Source organism: Streptomyces sp. YIM S03343 (genome assembly GCF_054729195.1).
Map to the genome: position 1 here is coordinate 4575737 of NZ_JBPUKX010000001.1, position 17172 is coordinate 4592908.

General features: G+C 69.2%; 16 protein-coding genes. 7 read left to right on the forward strand and 9 right to left on the reverse strand.

Annotation, left to right across the window (positions count from 1 at the left end; all coding sequences use genetic code 11):
- Nucleotides 1–4: 4 nt before the first annotated feature.
- The 6 genes from murJ (at nucleotide 5) to trxA (ending at nucleotide 7238) form a co-directional block, all read left to right on the forward strand.
- Nucleotides 5–2275, forward strand: coding sequence for a murein biosynthesis integral membrane protein MurJ (gene murJ, locus ACSYGN_RS19750; protein ID WP_460397441.1), 2271 nt, complete (start codon nucleotides 5–7; stop codon nucleotides 2273–2275).
- A gap of 118 nt (nucleotides 2276–2393) precedes the next feature.
- Nucleotides 2394–4115, forward strand: coding sequence for a protein kinase family protein (locus ACSYGN_RS19755; protein WP_460397443.1), 1722 nt, complete (start codon nucleotides 2394–2396; stop codon nucleotides 4113–4115).
- A gap of 25 nt (nucleotides 4116–4140) precedes the next feature.
- A complete protein-coding gene (sigM, locus tag ACSYGN_RS19760; RefSeq protein WP_460397445.1) occupies nucleotides 4141–4866 on the forward strand; it encodes an RNA polymerase sigma factor SigM in 726 nt (241 codons plus the stop codon).
- Nucleotides 4863–5729: an anti-sigma factor family protein gene (locus ACSYGN_RS19765; RefSeq protein ID WP_460397447.1), complete on the forward strand. Its 867-nt coding sequence runs from the start codon at nucleotides 4863–4865 to the stop codon at nucleotides 5727–5729. Before sigM ends, ACSYGN_RS19765 begins: the two co-directional genes overlap by 4 nt.
- A gap of 146 nt (nucleotides 5730–5875) precedes the next feature.
- Nucleotides 5876–6844, forward strand: a complete 969-nt coding sequence (gene trxB, locus ACSYGN_RS19770) for a thioredoxin-disulfide reductase (RefSeq protein WP_460397449.1) — start codon at nucleotides 5876–5878, stop codon at nucleotides 6842–6844.
- 43 nt (nucleotides 6845–6887) lie between these two features.
- On the forward strand, nucleotides 6888–7238 hold the full coding sequence (gene trxA, locus ACSYGN_RS19775) for a thioredoxin (protein ID WP_460397451.1): 351 nt from the start codon (nucleotides 6888–6890) through the stop codon (nucleotides 7236–7238).
- 145 nt (nucleotides 7239–7383) lie between these two features.
- On the opposite strand, the gene ACSYGN_RS19780 is transcribed toward trxA, so the two are convergent.
- From ACSYGN_RS19780 to rpmH, 9 genes are all read right to left on the reverse strand, one after another.
- Nucleotides 7384–8001, reverse strand: a complete 618-nt coding sequence (locus ACSYGN_RS19780; protein ID WP_460397453.1) for a GNAT family N-acetyltransferase — start codon at nucleotides 7999–8001, stop codon at nucleotides 7384–7386.
- 332 nt (nucleotides 8002–8333) lie between these two features.
- Complete coding sequence (locus tag ACSYGN_RS19785; protein ID WP_460397455.1) at nucleotides 8334–9434, reverse strand: ParB/RepB/Spo0J family partition protein; 1101 nt, start codon at nucleotides 9432–9434, stop codon at nucleotides 8334–8336.
- Nucleotides 9431–10504 carry a ParA family protein gene (locus ACSYGN_RS19790; RefSeq protein WP_460403582.1) on the reverse strand — a complete coding sequence of 358 codons (1074 nt, stop codon included), beginning with the start codon at nucleotides 10502–10504 and terminating at the stop codon, nucleotides 9431–9433. The genes ACSYGN_RS19785 and ACSYGN_RS19790 overlap by 4 nt, the downstream gene beginning before the upstream one ends.
- 324 nt (nucleotides 10505–10828) lie before the next feature.
- Nucleotides 10829–11545: a 16S rRNA (guanine(527)-N(7))-methyltransferase RsmG gene (gene rsmG, locus ACSYGN_RS19795; RefSeq protein WP_460397457.1), complete on the reverse strand. Its 717-nt coding sequence runs from the start codon at nucleotides 11543–11545 to the stop codon at nucleotides 10829–10831.
- 130 nt (nucleotides 11546–11675) lie between these two features.
- Nucleotides 11676–12188, reverse strand: a complete 513-nt coding sequence (locus tag ACSYGN_RS19800; protein WP_460397459.1) for a Jag family protein — start codon at nucleotides 12186–12188, stop codon at nucleotides 11676–11678.
- A gap of 15 nt (nucleotides 12189–12203) precedes the next feature.
- Complete coding sequence (yidC, locus tag ACSYGN_RS19805; RefSeq protein ID WP_460397461.1) at nucleotides 12204–13484, reverse strand: membrane protein insertase YidC; 1281 nt, start codon at nucleotides 13482–13484, stop codon at nucleotides 12204–12206.
- Between the two features lie 3 nt (nucleotides 13485–13487).
- Nucleotides 13488–13844, reverse strand: a complete 357-nt coding sequence (gene yidD / locus ACSYGN_RS19810) for a membrane protein insertion efficiency factor YidD (protein WP_460397463.1) — start codon at nucleotides 13842–13844, stop codon at nucleotides 13488–13490.
- Entirely contained in the window at nucleotides 13841–14212 is a 372-nt protein-coding gene (gene rnpA, locus ACSYGN_RS19815; protein WP_460397465.1) for a ribonuclease P protein component, read from the reverse strand. The genes yidD and rnpA overlap by 4 nt, the downstream gene beginning before the upstream one ends.
- 21 nt (nucleotides 14213–14233) lie before the next feature.
- Nucleotides 14234–14371, reverse strand: coding sequence for a 50S ribosomal protein L34 (gene rpmH, locus ACSYGN_RS19820; protein ID WP_003956500.1), 138 nt, complete (start codon nucleotides 14369–14371; stop codon nucleotides 14234–14236).
- A gap of 449 nt (nucleotides 14372–14820) precedes the next feature.
- Between rpmH and dnaA the strand changes: the two genes are divergently transcribed.
- Nucleotides 14821–16749 (forward strand): chromosomal replication initiator protein DnaA, encoded by a 1929-nt coding sequence (gene dnaA / locus ACSYGN_RS19825; RefSeq protein WP_460397467.1) that lies wholly within the window; start codon nucleotides 14821–14823, stop codon nucleotides 16747–16749.
- The last annotated feature ends 423 nt before the right edge of the window (nucleotides 16750–17172 follow it).

Below are 17172 nucleotides of genomic sequence, written 5' to 3' on the forward strand. Positions count from 1 at the left end.
AAGCATGAACGCGCCGTACGACGGTGACCGTGGACGGGCCGCCGCGGGCGGTCCCGGCTACCCCGAGGGCCCGCCGCCCGAGCCCGGCCAGGTGCCCTCCCAACCACCCGCCGACACCTACTTCCAAGACGCCTACCGCCAGGACCCCTACCAGGCGCAGGACCTCGCCGCCCAGGACCCGGTCGCCGAGGCGTTCTACGACCGCGCCGCGCACCCACCGCCGCCCCCGGGACCCCAGCCGCAGCAGCCCCAGCAGCCGCTCTACGGCAGGCCGCCCCGCTCGCCGTACGCCCCCGACCCGCGACTGTGGGCCCAGACCCCGGCCCCGGAACCGGAGCGCCCCGCCCCGAACCGGCCCTACGGCGACGATCCCCGCACCACCCAGTACGTGGGCGTGGACGACCTCGTGGCCGACTCCGGGGACGAGTACCACGAGCCGGACGCCTTCGCGCATCTCTTCCGCGACCAGCAGCAGGGCGGCTCACGCCCCTACCCCGAGTCCCCGTCCGTACCAGGTCCCGCAGCGGCCCCCGGCGGTCAGTGGGGCGCACAGCAGAGCCAGGCACCGCAGGCGCCGCCCCGCGGCACCGACGCGACCATGAACCTCACCGCCACGCCCGCCGCTCCCGAGTCCGGGAAGACGGGCGGCCGCGCGTCGAACCTCATGAAGTCCAGCGCCGTGATGGCCGCGGGCACGTTGGTCTCCCGGCTCACCGGCTTCATCCGCTCCGCGCTGATCGTCTCCGCGCTGGGCGTCGGCGTGCTCGGCGACACCTTCCAGGTCGCCTACCAGCTGCCCACGATGATCTACATCCTCACCGTCGGCGGCGGCCTCAACTCCGTGTTCGTGCCCCAGCTGGTGCGCGCCATGAAAGAGGACGAGGACGGCGGCGAGGCCTACGCCAACCGGCTGCTGACCCTGGTGATGGTCGCACTGGGCGCGCTGACGGCACTCGCCATCGCGATCGCCCCGCTGCTCATCCGCGTGCTGTCCAACTCCGTGGCCGCCAACCCGGACGCCAACGAGGTCGCTGTCACCTTCGTCCGTTACTTCCTGCCCTCGATCTTCTTCATGGGCGTCCATGTGGTCATGGGTCAGGTCCTCAACGCCCGCGGGAAGTTCGGCGCGATGATGTGGACCCCGGTCCTCAACAACATCGTGATCATCGTCACCCTCGGCATGTTCATCTGGGTCTACGGCACCGCCGCCAACTCCGGCATGGAGGTCACCAGCATCCCGCCGGAGGGCCAGCGGCTGCTCGGCGTCGGCATTCTGCTCGGCCTCGTCGTCCAGGCCCTGGCGATGATCCCGTACCTGCGTGAGACCGGGTTCCGGCTGCGGCTGCGCTTCGACTGGCGGGGCCACGGCCTCGGCAAGGCCGCCACGCTCGCCAAGTGGACCGTCCTGTTCGTCCTCGCCAACCAGGCGGGCGCGCTCGTGGTCTCCCAGTTGTCCACCGCCGCGGGCAAGAACTCGAGGGTCGCCGGCACCGGTCTCGCCGCCTACGCCAACGCCCAGCTGATCTGGGGCCTGCCGCAGGCCATCATCACCGTCTCCCTGATGGCGGCGCTGCTGCCGCGTATCTCGCGCTCCGCCGCCGAAGGCGACGCGGGCGCCGTCCGCGACGACATCTCGCAGGGCCTGCGCACGACCGCCGTCGCGATCGTGCCGATCGCGTTCGGCTTCCTCTCGCTCGGCATCCCGATGTGCACGCTGATCTTCGGCTCCTCGGGCACCAAATCGGCCACCAACATGGGCTTCATGCTGATGGCGTTCGCCCTTGGCCTGATCCCGTACTCAGTGCAGTACGTCGTCCTGCGCGCCTTCTATGCCTACGAGGACACCCGGACCCCCTTCTACAACACCGTCATCGTGGCGGGGGTCAACGCGGGCGCCTCGGCGGCCTGTTACTACTTGCTCCCGGCCCGCTGGGCCGTGGCCGGCATGGCCGCCGCATACGGTGTGGCCTACGCGATCGGTGTGGGGGTCGCCTGGAAGAGGCTGCGACAGCGGCTCGGCGGCGACCTCGACGGGGCCCGCGTCATCAGGACCTACGCGCGGCTGTGCATCGCCTCGGTGCCGGCCGCACTGCTCAGCGGGGCGGCCGTCTACGGGATCGCCCAGACCATCGGCCAGGGTGTCGTCGGCTCCTTCGCCGCGCTGCTCGCCGGTGGTGCCCTTCTGCTCGGCGTCTTCTTCGTCGCCGCGCGCCGCATGCGCATCGAGGAACTCAACTCCCTCGTCGGCATGGTGCGCGGGCGACTGGGACGCTGAGAAGGGGGCAAGCGCACAACCATCGTCCGCCGTCGTGTGTCGTGCATGACGGCGGACTGTGGGCACAATTGGTTTCGGCGTCGGACAGCGTGCAACGGATGGGGAGGCAGGAACGGCGGTGGCGGAACGGAGCACGGCTGCCGTCGACGTGGCAGACAACAGCGGTGGCAAGCCGCTGACCGCCAAGGCGGACCAGACCACGGCCGACGGGGTGGCCCAGAACCCGGAGCGGGACACGGAACACGACCAGGCACAGGGGAGCAGCGGGTCCATGAGTCCCGGTACGGCCTCACGGCCCGAACTGCACAGCGGGCACAAGCTGGCCAGACGCTACCGGCTGGAGGAGTGCGTCACCCGACTGGACGGCTTCAGCAGCTGGCGGGCGGTCGACGAGAAACTGCGCCGCGCCGTCGGCGTCCACACCCTCCCGTCGGACCATCCGCGGGCGCGGACCGTGCTGGCCGCGGCCCGTTCCGCCGCCCTGCTCGGCGACCCGCGGTTCGTCCAAGTCCTGGACGCCGTAGAGGAGAACGATCTCGTCTACGTCGTCCACGAATGGCTCCCCGACGCGACCGAGCTCACCACGCTGCTCGCCGTCGGCCCGCTGGAGGCGCACGACGCCTACCAGATGGTGAGTCAGATCGCCGCCGCCATGGCCGCCGCGCACCGTGAGGGACTCGCCCATCTGCGGCTGAACCCCAACGCCGTGCTGCGCGCCTCGACCGGGCAGTGGCGCATCCGAGGCCTCGCGGTGAACGCCGCGCTGCGCGGCATCGACTCCGACACCCCGCAGCGCACCGACACCGAGGCGATCGGCGCCCTGCTGTACGCGGCGCTCACCCAGCGCTGGCCGTACGAGGAGGACGCGTTCGGCCTGTCCGGCCTGCCCAAGGACGTGGGCCTCGTCGCCCCCGACCAGGTGCGCGCCGGTGTCCACCGGGGACTGTCCGAGCTGACCATGCGGGCGCTCGCCAACGACGGGGCGACAGCCTCGCGGCACGAGGCGCCCTGCACCTCGCCGGAGGAGCTGGTCAAGGCGATCGGTGAGATGCCCCGCATCCGCCCGCCGGAGCCCGCGTTCACGGCACCGCCGGAGTACCAGCGCACCACGTACCAGCAGGGCAACTACAACCGCCCGGCGCCGCACCCCGGCGCCACCCAGCCGATCACCACGCCCCCGCCCCCGCTCCAGAGCCGCACTGGAAAAGCCCTCAAGTGGGCCGTCTCCGCCCTCCTGATCGCCGCCCTGGGGCTGGGCAGCTGGCAGTTGGCGGACACTCTGATGGGCCCGGACGGCAAGTCCGACGACACGAACCAGACCCAGACGACGGACGGGCACGACAAGAACAGCGGCAACACGAAGCCGGTCAAGCAGCTCACGGTGGCACACGCCCAGGAATTCGTTGCCACGGGCGACGCCCAGCACCCCAGCGACGTCGGCAAAACGTACGACGGCAACAGTTCGACCTACTGGAAGACGAATACCTTCATAAAGGGTCCGGTCCTCGCGCCGTACAAGCCAGGAGTGGGCATCGTCTACGACCTCGGCTCGGCACAGGACCTCAGTGCGGCGTCCCTCGGGCTCCAGTACTCCGGCGACCACACTACGGTCGACCTGTACTCCGCCGACTCGCTGACGCCATCGTCGCTGAGCGACATGACGAAGATCGGCAGCGGGACGACGAGTGGCAACAGCGCGACCGTGAAGCTCGCGAAGTCGGTGAAAACGCAGTACGTCCTCGTCTGGATCACGGCCGTTCCATACTCGGGCTCGGATCCGACCGCGTACAGCCGTGCCGGCTACAAGCAGGCCATCACCGAAGTGAAGTTCACGGGCTGACGTCTCGCCGGAAGGGGAGGGACGGATGGCGGAGGGCGCCGGATACGACGGGGCCAGCGATCAGGATCTGCTGGCCCGTCATGTGGAAGGCGACCCCGACGCCTTCGGGGAGCTCGTGCGGCGGCACCGGGACCGGCTCTGGGCCGTCGCGCTGCGGACGCTGGGGGACCGCGAGGAGGCCGCCGACGCGGTGCAGGACGCCCTCGTGTCCGCCTACCGGGCCGCCCACACCTTCCGGGGCCAGTCGGCCGTCACGACATGGCTGCACCGGATCACGGTGAACGCCTGCCTCGACCGGGCCCGCAAGGCTGCCTCCCGCAAGACGTCCCCGGTGGACGACACCGAGCGGCTGGAGCAGCTCCTGGAGCCGCACGAGTCGGCCTCGGCCCCGGCGGAGCGCAATGATCTGCACCGCCAGCTGCTGGAAGCGCTCGGCACCCTGCCGCCCGACCAGCGGGCGGCCCTCGTCCTGGTGGACATGCAGGGCTACCCCGTCGCCGAGGCCGCCCGCATCCTCGGCGTCCCGACCGGGACGGTGAAGAGCCGCTGCGCCCGGGGCAGAGCCAGGCTCCTCCCCCTGATCGCCCATCTGAGACCGGAAAGCGGCGGCGACGCGCAAGACCCGGCTCCAGGACGGAACCGGGCGCAGGGGACATCCGTCCCACCGGCAGCGGGATCCCACGGCAGGGGATCCGACGATGCGGGACCGAGCGATTCAGCGGCTGTGAAGGGCGGAGGTGGACGAGCGTGACGCCGACGACGGACACGACGGAGCACCCGGACGTCACCGAGCTCTCCGACCTCACCGAGGGGCTGCTCCCGCCCTCCCGGACCGCCGAGGTGCAAAGCCATCTCGACGGGTGCGAGCTGTGCGCGGATGTCCATGGCTCGCTCGCGGAGATCCAGGACCTGCTCGGCACCCTCCCCGTCCCCACTCACATGCCCGCCAATGTCGCCCAGCGCATCGATGCGGCCCTCGCCGCCGAGGCGCGTGTTTCACGTGAAACATCGGCAGAGGCGGACCACGCCAACTCCATGGACCACCCCACAGACCGTCCCGCCGAACGGCCGACGGACCGCCCCGCAGGCCGCTCGTCCGCCGCGACCGGGCCCGGCCGCAAGGAGCGCAGGCCCCTCGGACGCCGCCGGAAAGTCATCCTGGGTGCCGTGCTGACCGCCGCCCTCCTCGGCGGGGGCTCCGTGCTGGTGTCGACGCTCGTCGGCCACGACTCGACGAGCACGACCACCGCTGCCGGCACCTTCGCCAAGGAGCACCTCAAGAGCCAGGTGACGGAGCTGCTCGCCAAGAAGCAGGGCACCGGACGCGGCTCCGACACACAGAAGCCGTGGGGCATCCAGTCCCAGACCGACAGGCCTCAGACCATGATCCAGCCCTCGGCGGCGATCCCCGGATGCGTCCGCGCGGGCATCCACCGCGGCACCGCCGATGTGCTCGGCGCCAAGAAGGGCACCTACGACGGCAGGGAGGCGTATCTCGTCGTGCTCCCCGCCGCCTCCGATGACACCAAGGTCACGGCCTACGTCGTCGACGCGTCCTGCCACGAGCAGACCCCCGGCAAGGTGCTGCTCACGGAGTCCTACGACCGTCCCTGAGCTCTTCGTGCGCGGGGTCACCCTGCGGCTCCCCGTGTGGCCGAACCCAGCGGGAATGCTCGCCCCTTAGGATCCGTTGGGTGGGTGAGAGCAGTGAGGAAGGCTCCCCCGCCGTACGACGCAGTCCAGAGACGAGGAATCAAGTCGTGAGCGACGTCCGTAACGTGATCATCATCGGTTCCGGTCCCGCCGGCTACACGGCGGCGCTCTACACCGCGCGCGCATCGCTGAAGCCGCTGGTGTTCGAGGGCGCCGTCACCGCGGGTGGCGCGCTGATGAACACCACCGAGGTGGAGAACTTCCCCGGCTTCCGCGACGGCATCATGGGCCCCGAGCTCATGGACAGCATGCGCGCCCAGGCCGAGCGCTTCGGTGCCGAGCTGGTGGCGGACGATGTCGTCTCCGTCGACCTCACCGGTGAGATCAAGACCGTCACGGACACCGAGGGCACCGTCCACCGGGCGAAGGCCGTCATCGTCGCCACCGGCTCCCAGCACCGCAAGCTCGGTCTGCCGAACGAGGACGCCCTGTCCGGTCGCGGCGTCTCGTGGTGCGCCACCTGTGACGGCTTCTTCTTCAAGGACCAGGACATCGCTGTGATCGGCGGCGGCGACACCTCGATGGAGGAGGCCACCTTCCTCTCCCGGTTCGCCAAGTCCGTGACGATCATCCACCGCCGGGACACTCTGCGCGCCTCCAAGGCCATGCAGGAGCGTGCCTTCGCCGACCCGAAGATCAAGTTCATCTGGGACAGCGAGGTCGCCGAGGTCCAGGGCGGACAGAAGCTGTCCGGCCTGAAGCTGCGCAACGTCAAGACCGGCGAGCTCTCGGACCTCGCGGTCACCGGCCTGTTCATCGCGATCGGCCACGACCCGCGCACCGAACTGTTCAAGGGCCAGCTCGACCTGGACGAGGAGGGCTACCTCAAGGTCGCCTCCCCCTCCACGCGCACGAGCCTCACCGGTGTCTTCGCCGCCGGTGACGTGGTCGACCACACCTACCGCCAGGCGATCACCGCGTCCGGCACCGGCTGCTCCGCCGCTCTCGACGCCGAGCGCTTCCTGTCCGCCCTCGCGGACGAGGAGAAGGCCGAGCCCGAGAAGACCACCGTCTGACCCTCCCCGAACCGCCCGACCGCACCAAATGAAGGAGCCCGCAGTGGCCGGCACTTTGAAGCATGTGACCGACGCTTCTTTCGAAGAGGACGTCCTGAAGAACGACAAGCCCGTCCTGGTGGACTTCTGGGCCGCCTGGTGCGGTCCGTGCCGTCAGATCGCTCCGTCGCTCGAGGCGATCGCCGCCGAGTACGGCGACAAGATCGAGATCGTCAAGCTCAACATCGACGAGAACCCGAACACGGCCGCCCGCTACGGCGTCATGTCCATCCCGACCCTGAACGTGTACCAGCGGGGTGAGGTCGCGAAGACCATCGTCGGCGCCAAGCCCAAGGCCGCGATCGTCCGCGACCTCGAGGAGTTCATCGGCGACAGCGCCGCCAAGACCTTCTGACGAAGAACGCCGCCTGTCGCGGTGGCGATGTTTCACGTGAAACATGAAACGTGAAACATGAAGCATGAGTGGGGGCCAACTCCTCGAAGGGAGTTGGCCCCCACTGCATCACCACGCCGCTGACATCGGTCCGCACGCCTCCGGGTCAGAGGGGCCGAAGCGCTGGTTCCTTCTGTACGGCCCCCAGAAGACGGTCCAGGGCCATCTCCACGTCTTCCTTCCAGGAGAGCGTGGAACGCAGCTCCAGACGCAGTCTCGGGTGCACCGGATGCTGCCGTACGGTCTTGAAGCCGACGGCGAGCAGATGGTCCACCGGAAGAAGGCAGGCGGGCTCCTTCCAGCGGGCGTCGCCGAACGCCTCAATCGCCTTGAAGCCCCGGCGCAGCAGATCCTTGGCGACCGTCTGGACCATCACCCGGCCGAGCCCCTGACCCTGATAGCCGGGCTGGATGAAGCTGGTCATCAGCTGCACCGCGTCCGGTGAGACGGGACTAGTGGGGAACGCCGCGGAGCGGGGCACATAGGCGGGGGGCGCGTAGAGGACAAAGCCCACCGGGGAGTCGTCGATGTAGACGACACGACCGCAGGAACCCCAGTCCAGCAGCACGGCGGAGATCCAGGACTCCTTCTCCAGGGCCGTCGTACCGCTCCTGGCGGCCTCTTCTCCGCTCACGGGATCCAGTTCCCAGAAGACGCACGAACGGCAGCGTCGGGGGAGATCCTGGAGGTTGTCCAGTGTGAGCGGTACGACCCGGCGCCCCATGAAGGCTGTTCCTCGCTTCCTTCGCCCGCTCCACCGCGGGCTGCAGTCAGAGCGTTCCGTTCCCTGAGCAGACTGCCGACGAACCCGCCGACCGCCCCCAGTCCCAGTCCCACGCTCACCAGGCCGGTACGGCTCACCGTTCGCATGGCCACCGCCTCCCCCTCAGAAGTCCTGCCAGGTCGACCGCCATGCCCGATCGCATGGTATCCACCCTGCGATTGCCCCGATACCGGCAGAAAGGAAAGAGCGGACTGCGTTCCGGTACACACCGGACACCGTCCGCTCCCCACCTCCGCCGGCTCCACCGCCGCCCCGAGAAACCGCCCGAGGACTCAGTCCTCCGTGTCCTCGGAATCGCCGTCGTCCAGGCTCCTCTCAAAGACCGGTCCCTCACCCGGGGCGAGGGTCCCGAGGATCCGCTCGAGGTCCTCCATGGAGGCGAACTCGACCGTGATCTTGCCCTTCTTCTGGCCCAGATCGACCTTCACCCGGGTCTCGAAGCGGTCCGACAGCCGTGTGGCGAGGTCGGACAGTGCGGGTGAGACCCGCGTACCGGCACGGGGCCCCTTGGACCGCTGGCTCGTCTGGGGACGCGAACCCATCAGGGTCACGATCTCCTCGACGGCCCGCACCGACAGCCCCTCGGCGACGATCCGGTGCGCCAGCCGGTCCTGCTCCTCCGAGTCCTCGACCGACAGCAGTGCCCGGGCATGGCCCGCGGACAGCACGCCCGCGGCGACCCGGCGCTGAACGGCCGGGGACAGCTTCAGCAGCCGCAGCGTGTTGGAGACCTGCGGGCGGGAGCGTCCGATCCGGTCGGCCAGCTGGTCATGCGTGCAGTTGAAGTCCTTCAGCAGCTGGTCGTAGGCGGCCGCCTCCTCCAGCGGGTTGAGCTGGGCCCGGTGGAGGTTCTCCAAGAGGGCGTCGAGAAGGAGCTTCTCGTCGTCGGTGGCCCGGACGATCGCCGGGATCGCTTCGAGACCCGCCTCACGGCAGGCCCGCCAGCGGCGCTCGCCCATGATGAGCTCGTAGCGCGCGGGGCCCAGCTGCCGGACGACGACGGGCTGGAGGAGGCCGACCTCCCTGATGGAGGTGATCAGTTCCTGGAGTGCGTCCTCGTCGAAGACCTCACGTGGCTGCCGCGGGTTCGGCGTGATGTCGTCGAGCGGGATCTCGGCGAAGTGGGCGCCGATCGGCCCCACGGGAGTCTCCATCGCACCCCGTGGGGACACATCCTCCGGTTCCTGGGCAACAGGCGCCAGCGTGGTGACCCTCGCGGCGGCCACCCCCCGGTCCGCGGTCAGCACCGGAACGCTCGCGGGGGACACCGACGGGCTACCCCCCAGCGGGGCCGGAACGACCGCCTTCTCCGTCGGTGCCGCGGGGATCAGCGCGCCAAGACCTCGGCCCAGCCCCCTCCGTCGCTCACTCACTGGATCCCCTCCACCATGCTCGGGTCGTTCTGGGCGCCGATATGGGCTTGCGTCGGGTCGTAACTGACACCGACACCCTTCAGCGCGAGTTCTCGTGCCGCCTCGAAGTAGGAGAGGGCACCGCTCGATCCTGGATCGTAGGTCAAAACCGTCTGACCGTAGCTCGGAGCCTCGGAGATACGGACGGAGCGGGGGATGCTCGTCCGCAGCACCTCGTCACCGAAGTGGGTGCGCACCTCCTCGGCAACCTGTGACGCCAGACGCGTCCGGCCGTCGTACATCGTGAGGAGAATGGTCGACACATGCAGGGCGGGGTTGAGGTGCCCCCGCACCAGGTCGACATTGCGCAGGAGCTGGCCGAGGCCCTCGAGCGCGTAGTACTCGCACTGGATCGGGATCAGGACCTCCTGCCCGGCGACCAGCGCGTTGACGGTGAGCAGGCCCAGGGAGGGAGGGCAGTCGATGAGGATGTAGTCCAGCGGCTGATCGTAGGACTGAATCGCCCGCAGGAGCCGGCTTTCCCGCGCCACCAGTGAGACCAGTTCGATCTCGGCACCGGCGAGGTCGATCGTCGCCGGCGCGCAGAAGAGTCCCTCCACATCCGGGACCGGCTGGACGACATCCGACAGCGGCTTGCTCTCGATCAGCACGTCATAGATCGACGGGACCTCGGCATGGTGGTCGATCCCCAGGGCGGTCGACGCGTTGCCCTGGGGGTCGAGGTCGATCACCAGGACACGGCTGCCGTGCAGTGCCAGCGAGGCGGCAAGGTTGACGGTCGTCGTCGTCTTGCCCACCCCGCCCTTCTGGTTGGCGACCACGATGACGCGGGTGTGCTCTGGCCGTGGCAAGCCCTCGCCGGCCCGGCCCAGCGCCTCGACCGCCAATTGGGCAGCACGACCGATGGGAGTGTCGTCCATCGGGGGCGGTGTTTCACGTGAAACATCCACCCCCATCGACTCGCTTCGGGGACCGGGGACCGGGTCGGTCATCGGTCCCGCGATATTGGCGTCGGACCGCAAGGATTCACTCTCCTCGACTTCAGGCTCGCAATGAACAGAGCCTCCCATGCCATCGGGGTCCCGAACCAGTGAGCCCTGGCCTTCTGTGGAGAAATCCACCTCTGTGGACAACTCGGCCCCCCTTGAGGGGGCCGAAGAGGCTCCCGAAGCAGGGTTCTTCGGAAGCGGACCATGGGACTTGCGGTCACGGGGAGCGGCGGCGCGACCCCGACTGATGATGCCGTGCAGCAGTGAGCGACGTTTCACGTGAAACACGATGCAGGGCACCCGTGACCGAACTGTCGCGACACTCCGGCATGTACAGGTATGGCAGCTTGTGTGGAGTACGGCCTGCAGAATGCAGGCCGATTCGGTCGGCGGGCCGTCCCGCACTCAGCGGCGTCTGCGTGCCCGCCCCGTCCGGGCCGCCTTGGCCCGCTTGGCCGCGAACCGCACACCGCCCGGACTCTCTCCGACCTCGACCCGCACCACCGTGGACAGCGGATCCACGATCCCCTCGCCCACATGCAGGATGGACGTCTCCACGGCACCGAGCTTGCTCAGCGCCGTGGCGGCACTCTTCAGCTCCTCCTCGGCGGTGTCGCCCTTGAGCGCCAGCATCTCGCCGTAGGGCCTCAGTAGGGGAATGCCCCATGCGGCCAGCCGGTCCAGCGGGGCCACCGCGCGGGCCGTCACCACATGCACCGGGGTCACCTTCCCCATGACCTCCTCGGCGCGCCCCCGCACCACCGTGACATGGTCGAGGCCGAGCAGCTCGACGACCTCCGTGAGGAAATTGGTGCGCCGCAGCAACGGCTCCAGCAGCGTGATCTTCAGATCCGGCCGAACAAGCGCCAGCGGAATACCGGGCAGCCCCGCACCCGAGCCGACATCGCACACCGTGACAGCTTCGGGTACGACCTCCGAGAGCACCGCACAGTTCAACAGGTGCCGCTCCCAGAGGCGGGGCACCTCCCTGGGCCCGATCAGACCGCGCTGCACACCCGCCTCGGCGAGCAGCTCCGCGTACCGGACCGCATCGGCATAACGCTCGCCGAACACCTCACGCGCCTGCTCGGGCGCAGGGGGAAGCTCCGCTGCCTCCGTCACGGGAACCGTCCTTCCGTACCGCACCGACGCACCCGGCGCCGGCCTCCAGAATCATCACACTGACAAGAAAGCTGACAAGAAATCGGCCCCGTCTGGTGGACAGACGGGGCCGGTGGATCGTGGGAACCGCTCAGGCGGGAAGCACGACGACGAAGCGCTCCGGCTCCTCGCCCTCCGACTCGCTGCGCAGCCCCGCGGCCTTGACCGCGTCGTGCACGACCTTGCGCTCGAACGGCGTCATCGGCTTCAGCTTGACCGGCTCGCCGGTGTTCTTCACCTCGGCGGCGGCCTTGGCGCCCAGTTCGGACAGCTCGGCACGCTTCTTTGCCCGGTAGCCCGCGACGTCAAGCATCAGCCGGCTGCGGTCGCCGGTCTCCCGGTGCACCGCCAGCCGCGTGAGCTCCTGAAGCGCCTCCAGCACCTCGCCGTCCCGGCCGACCAGCTTCTGCAGATCACGGCCGCCCGTGTCGCTGATGATCGAGACAGAGGCGCGGTCGGCCTCGACGTCCATGTCGATGTCACCGTCGAGGTCGGTGATGTCCAGCAGACCCTCAAGGTAGTCCGCCGCGATCTCACCCTCCTGCTCAAGGCGGGTCAGGGCGTCCGCGCCCTCGGCAGCGGCGGCGGTGGTGCCTTCCGTCACGGGATGGACTCCTTCTTACTTCTTGGTCGGGGACTTGGGCCGGGAGCCGCCCTTGCGCTGGCCGGACTGGGCCCGGCTCCGGCCACCGGTGCCGGGCTTCGGGGCGGCCTTCTCGGGGGCCTTCTCCGCGGCGGGCGGCGTGTCCTGCGGCTCGTCGGGCTTCTCGAGCGAGGTGGACGACGGGGAGTCGTCCGCCTTGGCACCGCCGGACTGGCGCTGGGACTTGGACTGCCGCTTGGGCTGCTGACGCTTGGCCGGTGCGGGGGTCACGGCCGTGCCGTCCTCGGTCTGGACGGCGGTGACGCTGTCGGCCTTCACCACGGTGCCGTCGGCCTGGGCGGCGAGACCCGCCTTGCTCAGGCTGGTGATGAACGTGCGCTCGAACTCGTTACGGTCCCGGCCCTTGGAGACGATCGCCTTGACGATCGCACGCTCGCCGCGGCTGCGGGTCTTCCCGTGGTTCGCGACGTGCTTGCTGAGACGCTCCAGGTACGCGGCCTGAGCCTTGGAACCGGGGGTCGGGTTGTTGTGGATCACATACATCTGCTGGCCCATGGTCCACACGTTGGTGGTCAGCCAGTAGACGAGAACACCGACCGGGAAGTTGATGCCGAAGACGGCGAACATCACCGGGAAGACGTACATCAGCATTTTCTGCTGCTGCATGAACGGCGTCTTCACCGTGGTGTCGACGTTCTTCGTCATCAGCTGGCGCTGCGTGTAGAACTGGGACGCCGACATCAGGACGATCATGATGAGGGTCACGACCCGGACGTCGGTCAGCGAGGCGCCGAGCGCCTCGACCTTGGCCGCGCTGTCCGTGAACTTCGCGGCCAACGGGGCGCCGAAGACGTGCGCATGCCGGGCGCTGTTGAGCAGGTCCTGGTTGATGACGCCGATCGTCTTGCCCGTCGCGATGCTGTTGAGCACGCGGTACAGGGCGAAGAAGAACGGGGACTGCGCCAGGATGGGAAGGCACGAGGAGAGCGGGTTGGTGCCCGCTTCCTTGTACAGCTTCATCATCTCTTCGGACTGGCGCTGCTTGTCGCTCTTGTAGCGCTCCTGGATCTTCTTCATCTCGGGCTGCAGTGTCTGCATGGCCCGAGTGGCCTTGATCTGCTTCACGAAGAGCGGGATCAGGGCGATACGGATCACGATCACCAGGGACACGATGGACAGGCCCCAGGCCCAGCCCGTGTCGGGGCCGAAGATCTTCCCGTACACCGTGTGGAACTGGACGATCACCCAGGAGACGGGTGTCGTGATGAAACTGAAGAGGCTGGCAATCGCGTTCACTAATCATGCTCCTTGGGCATGAGACGGAGTCTCTGCTGCGGCCGGGCTCGACGAGAGGTTCCCGTCAGTGGCCGGTTCGGCGGCGGAGGTCCCGCCCCTGCGCGCACGCCAGGCGTCACGCAGCATTTCGTGCCAGCGCGGACGCTTGCGCGGCGGTACATGGTCCACACCACCGAGCGACCACGGATTGCACCGCAGGATGCGCCAGGCGGTGAGCGCCGTGCCCTTGATCGCACCGTGCCGGTCGATGGCCGTGTAGCCGTAGTGGGAACACGACGGGTAGTACTTGCACACCTGTCCGAGCAGCGGACTGATAGTCCACTGGTAGAGCTTGATCAGAGCCAGCAACGGGTACTTCATCGGATGCCCCCTCCCAGCAGCCGCTCCAGGGCGGCATCCAGGTCTCGGGCCAGCTGTGTGTGGTGGGCGTCGCCCGCACCGGGCAGCGCGCGTACGACTACCAGGCTACCGGGGGGAAACAGGGCGATCCGGTCACGTACCAGATGGCGAAGCCTTCGCTTCACCGTGTTCCGGACCACCGCACCGCCCACAGCCTTGCTCACGACGAAACCCGCACGCACCGGGGGAGCGCTCTCCCCAGGCGCGTGCGGGTCCGTTGCACCGCTACGAAAGTGGACGACGAGGAACGGGCGGCCAGCCCGGCGTCCCCGCCGTACAGCGGTCGCGAAGTCCTCGCGCCGCCTCAGCCGGTTCTCGGTGGGCAGCACGACGTCATGACCTGATCTGGATCAGGCGGACAGACGGGCGCGACCCTTGCTGCGGCGGGACGCGAGAATCGCGCGGCCGGCACGGGTGCGCATACGCAGCCGGAAGCCGTGGGTCTTGGCGCGACGACGGTTGTTCGGCTGGAAAGTGCGCTTGCTCACTCGAGGACTCCAGTAAAAATCGGGTGGTTGCGGGTGCCGTCCTGGCTGTCACCGTGCGCCCACGAGTAGCTCGTAGTGACGCCCGAGTGCACCGCTTTCCGATCACCTGACGTGACGTGTGCCCATCGGAGGCAGGCGGCAGCAGCCATCGACAACTCGACCTGGTTACGGTACGCGGGGCTACGCCATCCGGTCAAACCAAGGGTCACGGAGAGACACTATCCACAGCCTGGGGACAACAACTTGAACCCTACCCGCCGCCCTGACTACCGTGACTGGACTCCGATTCGTTCCCCTGCGCCACAGCGGGTCCGTGCCGGACGTCCGGTGGACTCCGGTCCCCGCCCACCAGCGGGTCCGCGCCCGCCCGGCCCACCGACCGACCGACCGACTACATCCCGACCCGTCCCACGATCACACCGTCTGGGACCTGTGAGAGAGCGTGCCCTGTGGCTGACGTACCTGCCGATCTTGCCGCAGTGTGGCCACGCGTACTCGAGCAACTCCTCGGTGAAGGCCGCGGCCAGGGCGTCGAGGTCAAGGACGAGCACTGGATCCGCCGCTGCCAGCCGCTGGCACTGGTGGCCGACACCGCGCTGCTGGCCGTACCGAACGAGTTCGCCAAGAACGTCCTGGAGGGCCGGCTCGCGCCGGTCGTCAGCGAGACCCTGACCCGGGAGTGCGGCCGCCCGATCCGTATCGCGATCACCGTGGACGATTCCGCGGGCGAGCCCCCCGCCGCCGCGCCGAAACTCCCCGCCCAGCCGCAGCGCTACGAGGAGCCCGAGCTCCCCTCCGGCCCCGACCGCGACCCCTACGACGGCTACGGCCGGCACCGCGGCCCGGCCGGTGACCAACTGCCCACAGCCCGCCCCGCCTACCCCTCCGAGTACCAGCGTCCGGAGCCCGGTGCCTGGCCGCGCCCCCCGCAGGACGACTACGGCTGGCAGCAGCAGCGGCTCGGCTTCCCCGAGCGCGACCCGTACGCCTCGCCGTCGCAGGACCCCTACGGCGACCCCTCGCGCGACCGGGACACCTACGGCGCTCCGCCCCGGGACCCCTACGACACGCCCGGGCGCGACAGCTACGGCACGCCCTCCTCCGACTACCGCTCGCAGGCCCTGGAGCGCCCGCCGTACGACCAGCAGCGCTCCGACTACGACCCGTCCCGCGGGGAGTACGACCAGCGCGACGGCATCCGCCGGGACCGCCCCGAGCCGCCGTCGGGCGCCGGGCACGGGCACCGGGGCGGCCCGGGCGGCGGTCCCGGTGGCGGGCTGTCGGCCACCGGCGCGACCGGGCCGCTGGCAGCACAGCCCGCGCCCGCCTCCGGGCCCGGCGAGCCGACCGCGCGGCTGAACCCCAAGTACCTGTTCGACACCTTCGTGATCGGCGCGTCCAACCGCTTCGCGCACGCCGCCGCCGTCGCGGTGGCCGAGGCACCGGCGAAGGCGTACAACCCCCTCTTCATCTACGGGGAGTCGGGGCTCGGCAAGACACATCTGCTGCACGCGATCGGCCACTACGCGCGCGGGCTCTACCCCGGCACACGTGTGCGGTACGTGAGCTCCGAGGAGTTCACCAACGAGTTCATCAACTCCATCCGCGACGGCAAGGGCGACAGCTTCCGCAAGCGCTACCGCGAGATGGACATCCTGCTCGTCGACGACATCCAGTTCCTCGCGGACAAGGAGTCGACGCAGGAGGAGTTCTTCCACACCTTCAACACGCTCCACAACGCCAACAAGCAGATCGTGCTGTCCTCCGACCGGCCGCCCAAGCAGTTGGTGACCCTGGAGGACCGGCTGCGGAACCGTTTCGAGTGGGGTCTGATCACCGACGTCCAGCCGCCCGAGCTGGAGACACGCATCGCGATCCTGCGCAAGAAGGCGGTGCAGGAGCAGCTCAACGCGCCGCCGGAGGTGCTGGAGTTCATCGCCTCCCGGATCTCGCGCAACATCCGTGAGCTGGAGGGCGCGCTGATCCGGGTGACGGCGTTCGCGTCGCTCAACCGGCAGCCTGTCGACCTCGGCCTCACCGAGATCGTCCTCAAGGACCTCATTCCGGGCGGCGAGAACGCGGCACCGGAGATCACGGCGAGCGCGATCATGGCGGCGACCGCGGACTACCACGGGCTGACGGTGGAGGATCTGTGCGGCACCTCGCGAGGGCGCGCGCTGGTCACCGCCCGCCAGATCGCCATGTATCTGTGCCGGGAGCTCACGGACCTGTCGCTGCCCAAGATCGGCGCACAGTTCGGCAACCGCGACCACACGACCGTCATGCACGCCGACCGCAAGATCCGCGCGCTGATGGCCGAGCGGCGGTCCATCTACAACCAGGTCACCGAGCTGACCAACCGCATCAAGAACGGCTGACGACGCGGCCCGCCGCCGGTCACGCCTGCACGTCCTGAGGGCGCCCCGGGAGAACCTGCCCGAGGGCGCCCTCGGAGCGTGCGGACCCGGCCCCTGGAGCAGGTTTCGCCCCCGCCGCCCCTTCCCGTTCCCGTCCCTGGGGGCTGCGCCCCCAGACCCCCCTTGTCGGCCCTTCGGGCCTCGTCCTCAAACGCCGGACAGGCTGACTCCAGCAGGCGAAGCCCTCCGCAGGGCCCGGCGGAGGGCGCGTGAGGCGCGGGCGGCGGCATGTCTGCTGTTCGAATTCGCCGGAGGTTACGGGTCCCGTCCACAGATTCGGTGACTTTGTCCCGTCCACACCCTGGGGACCGGCTGGTTGTCCAGATTCTTTCCACAGGCTGGGGTGTTGAGGGAGCATCAGGGCAGTTCAGGTGGCTGTGGATT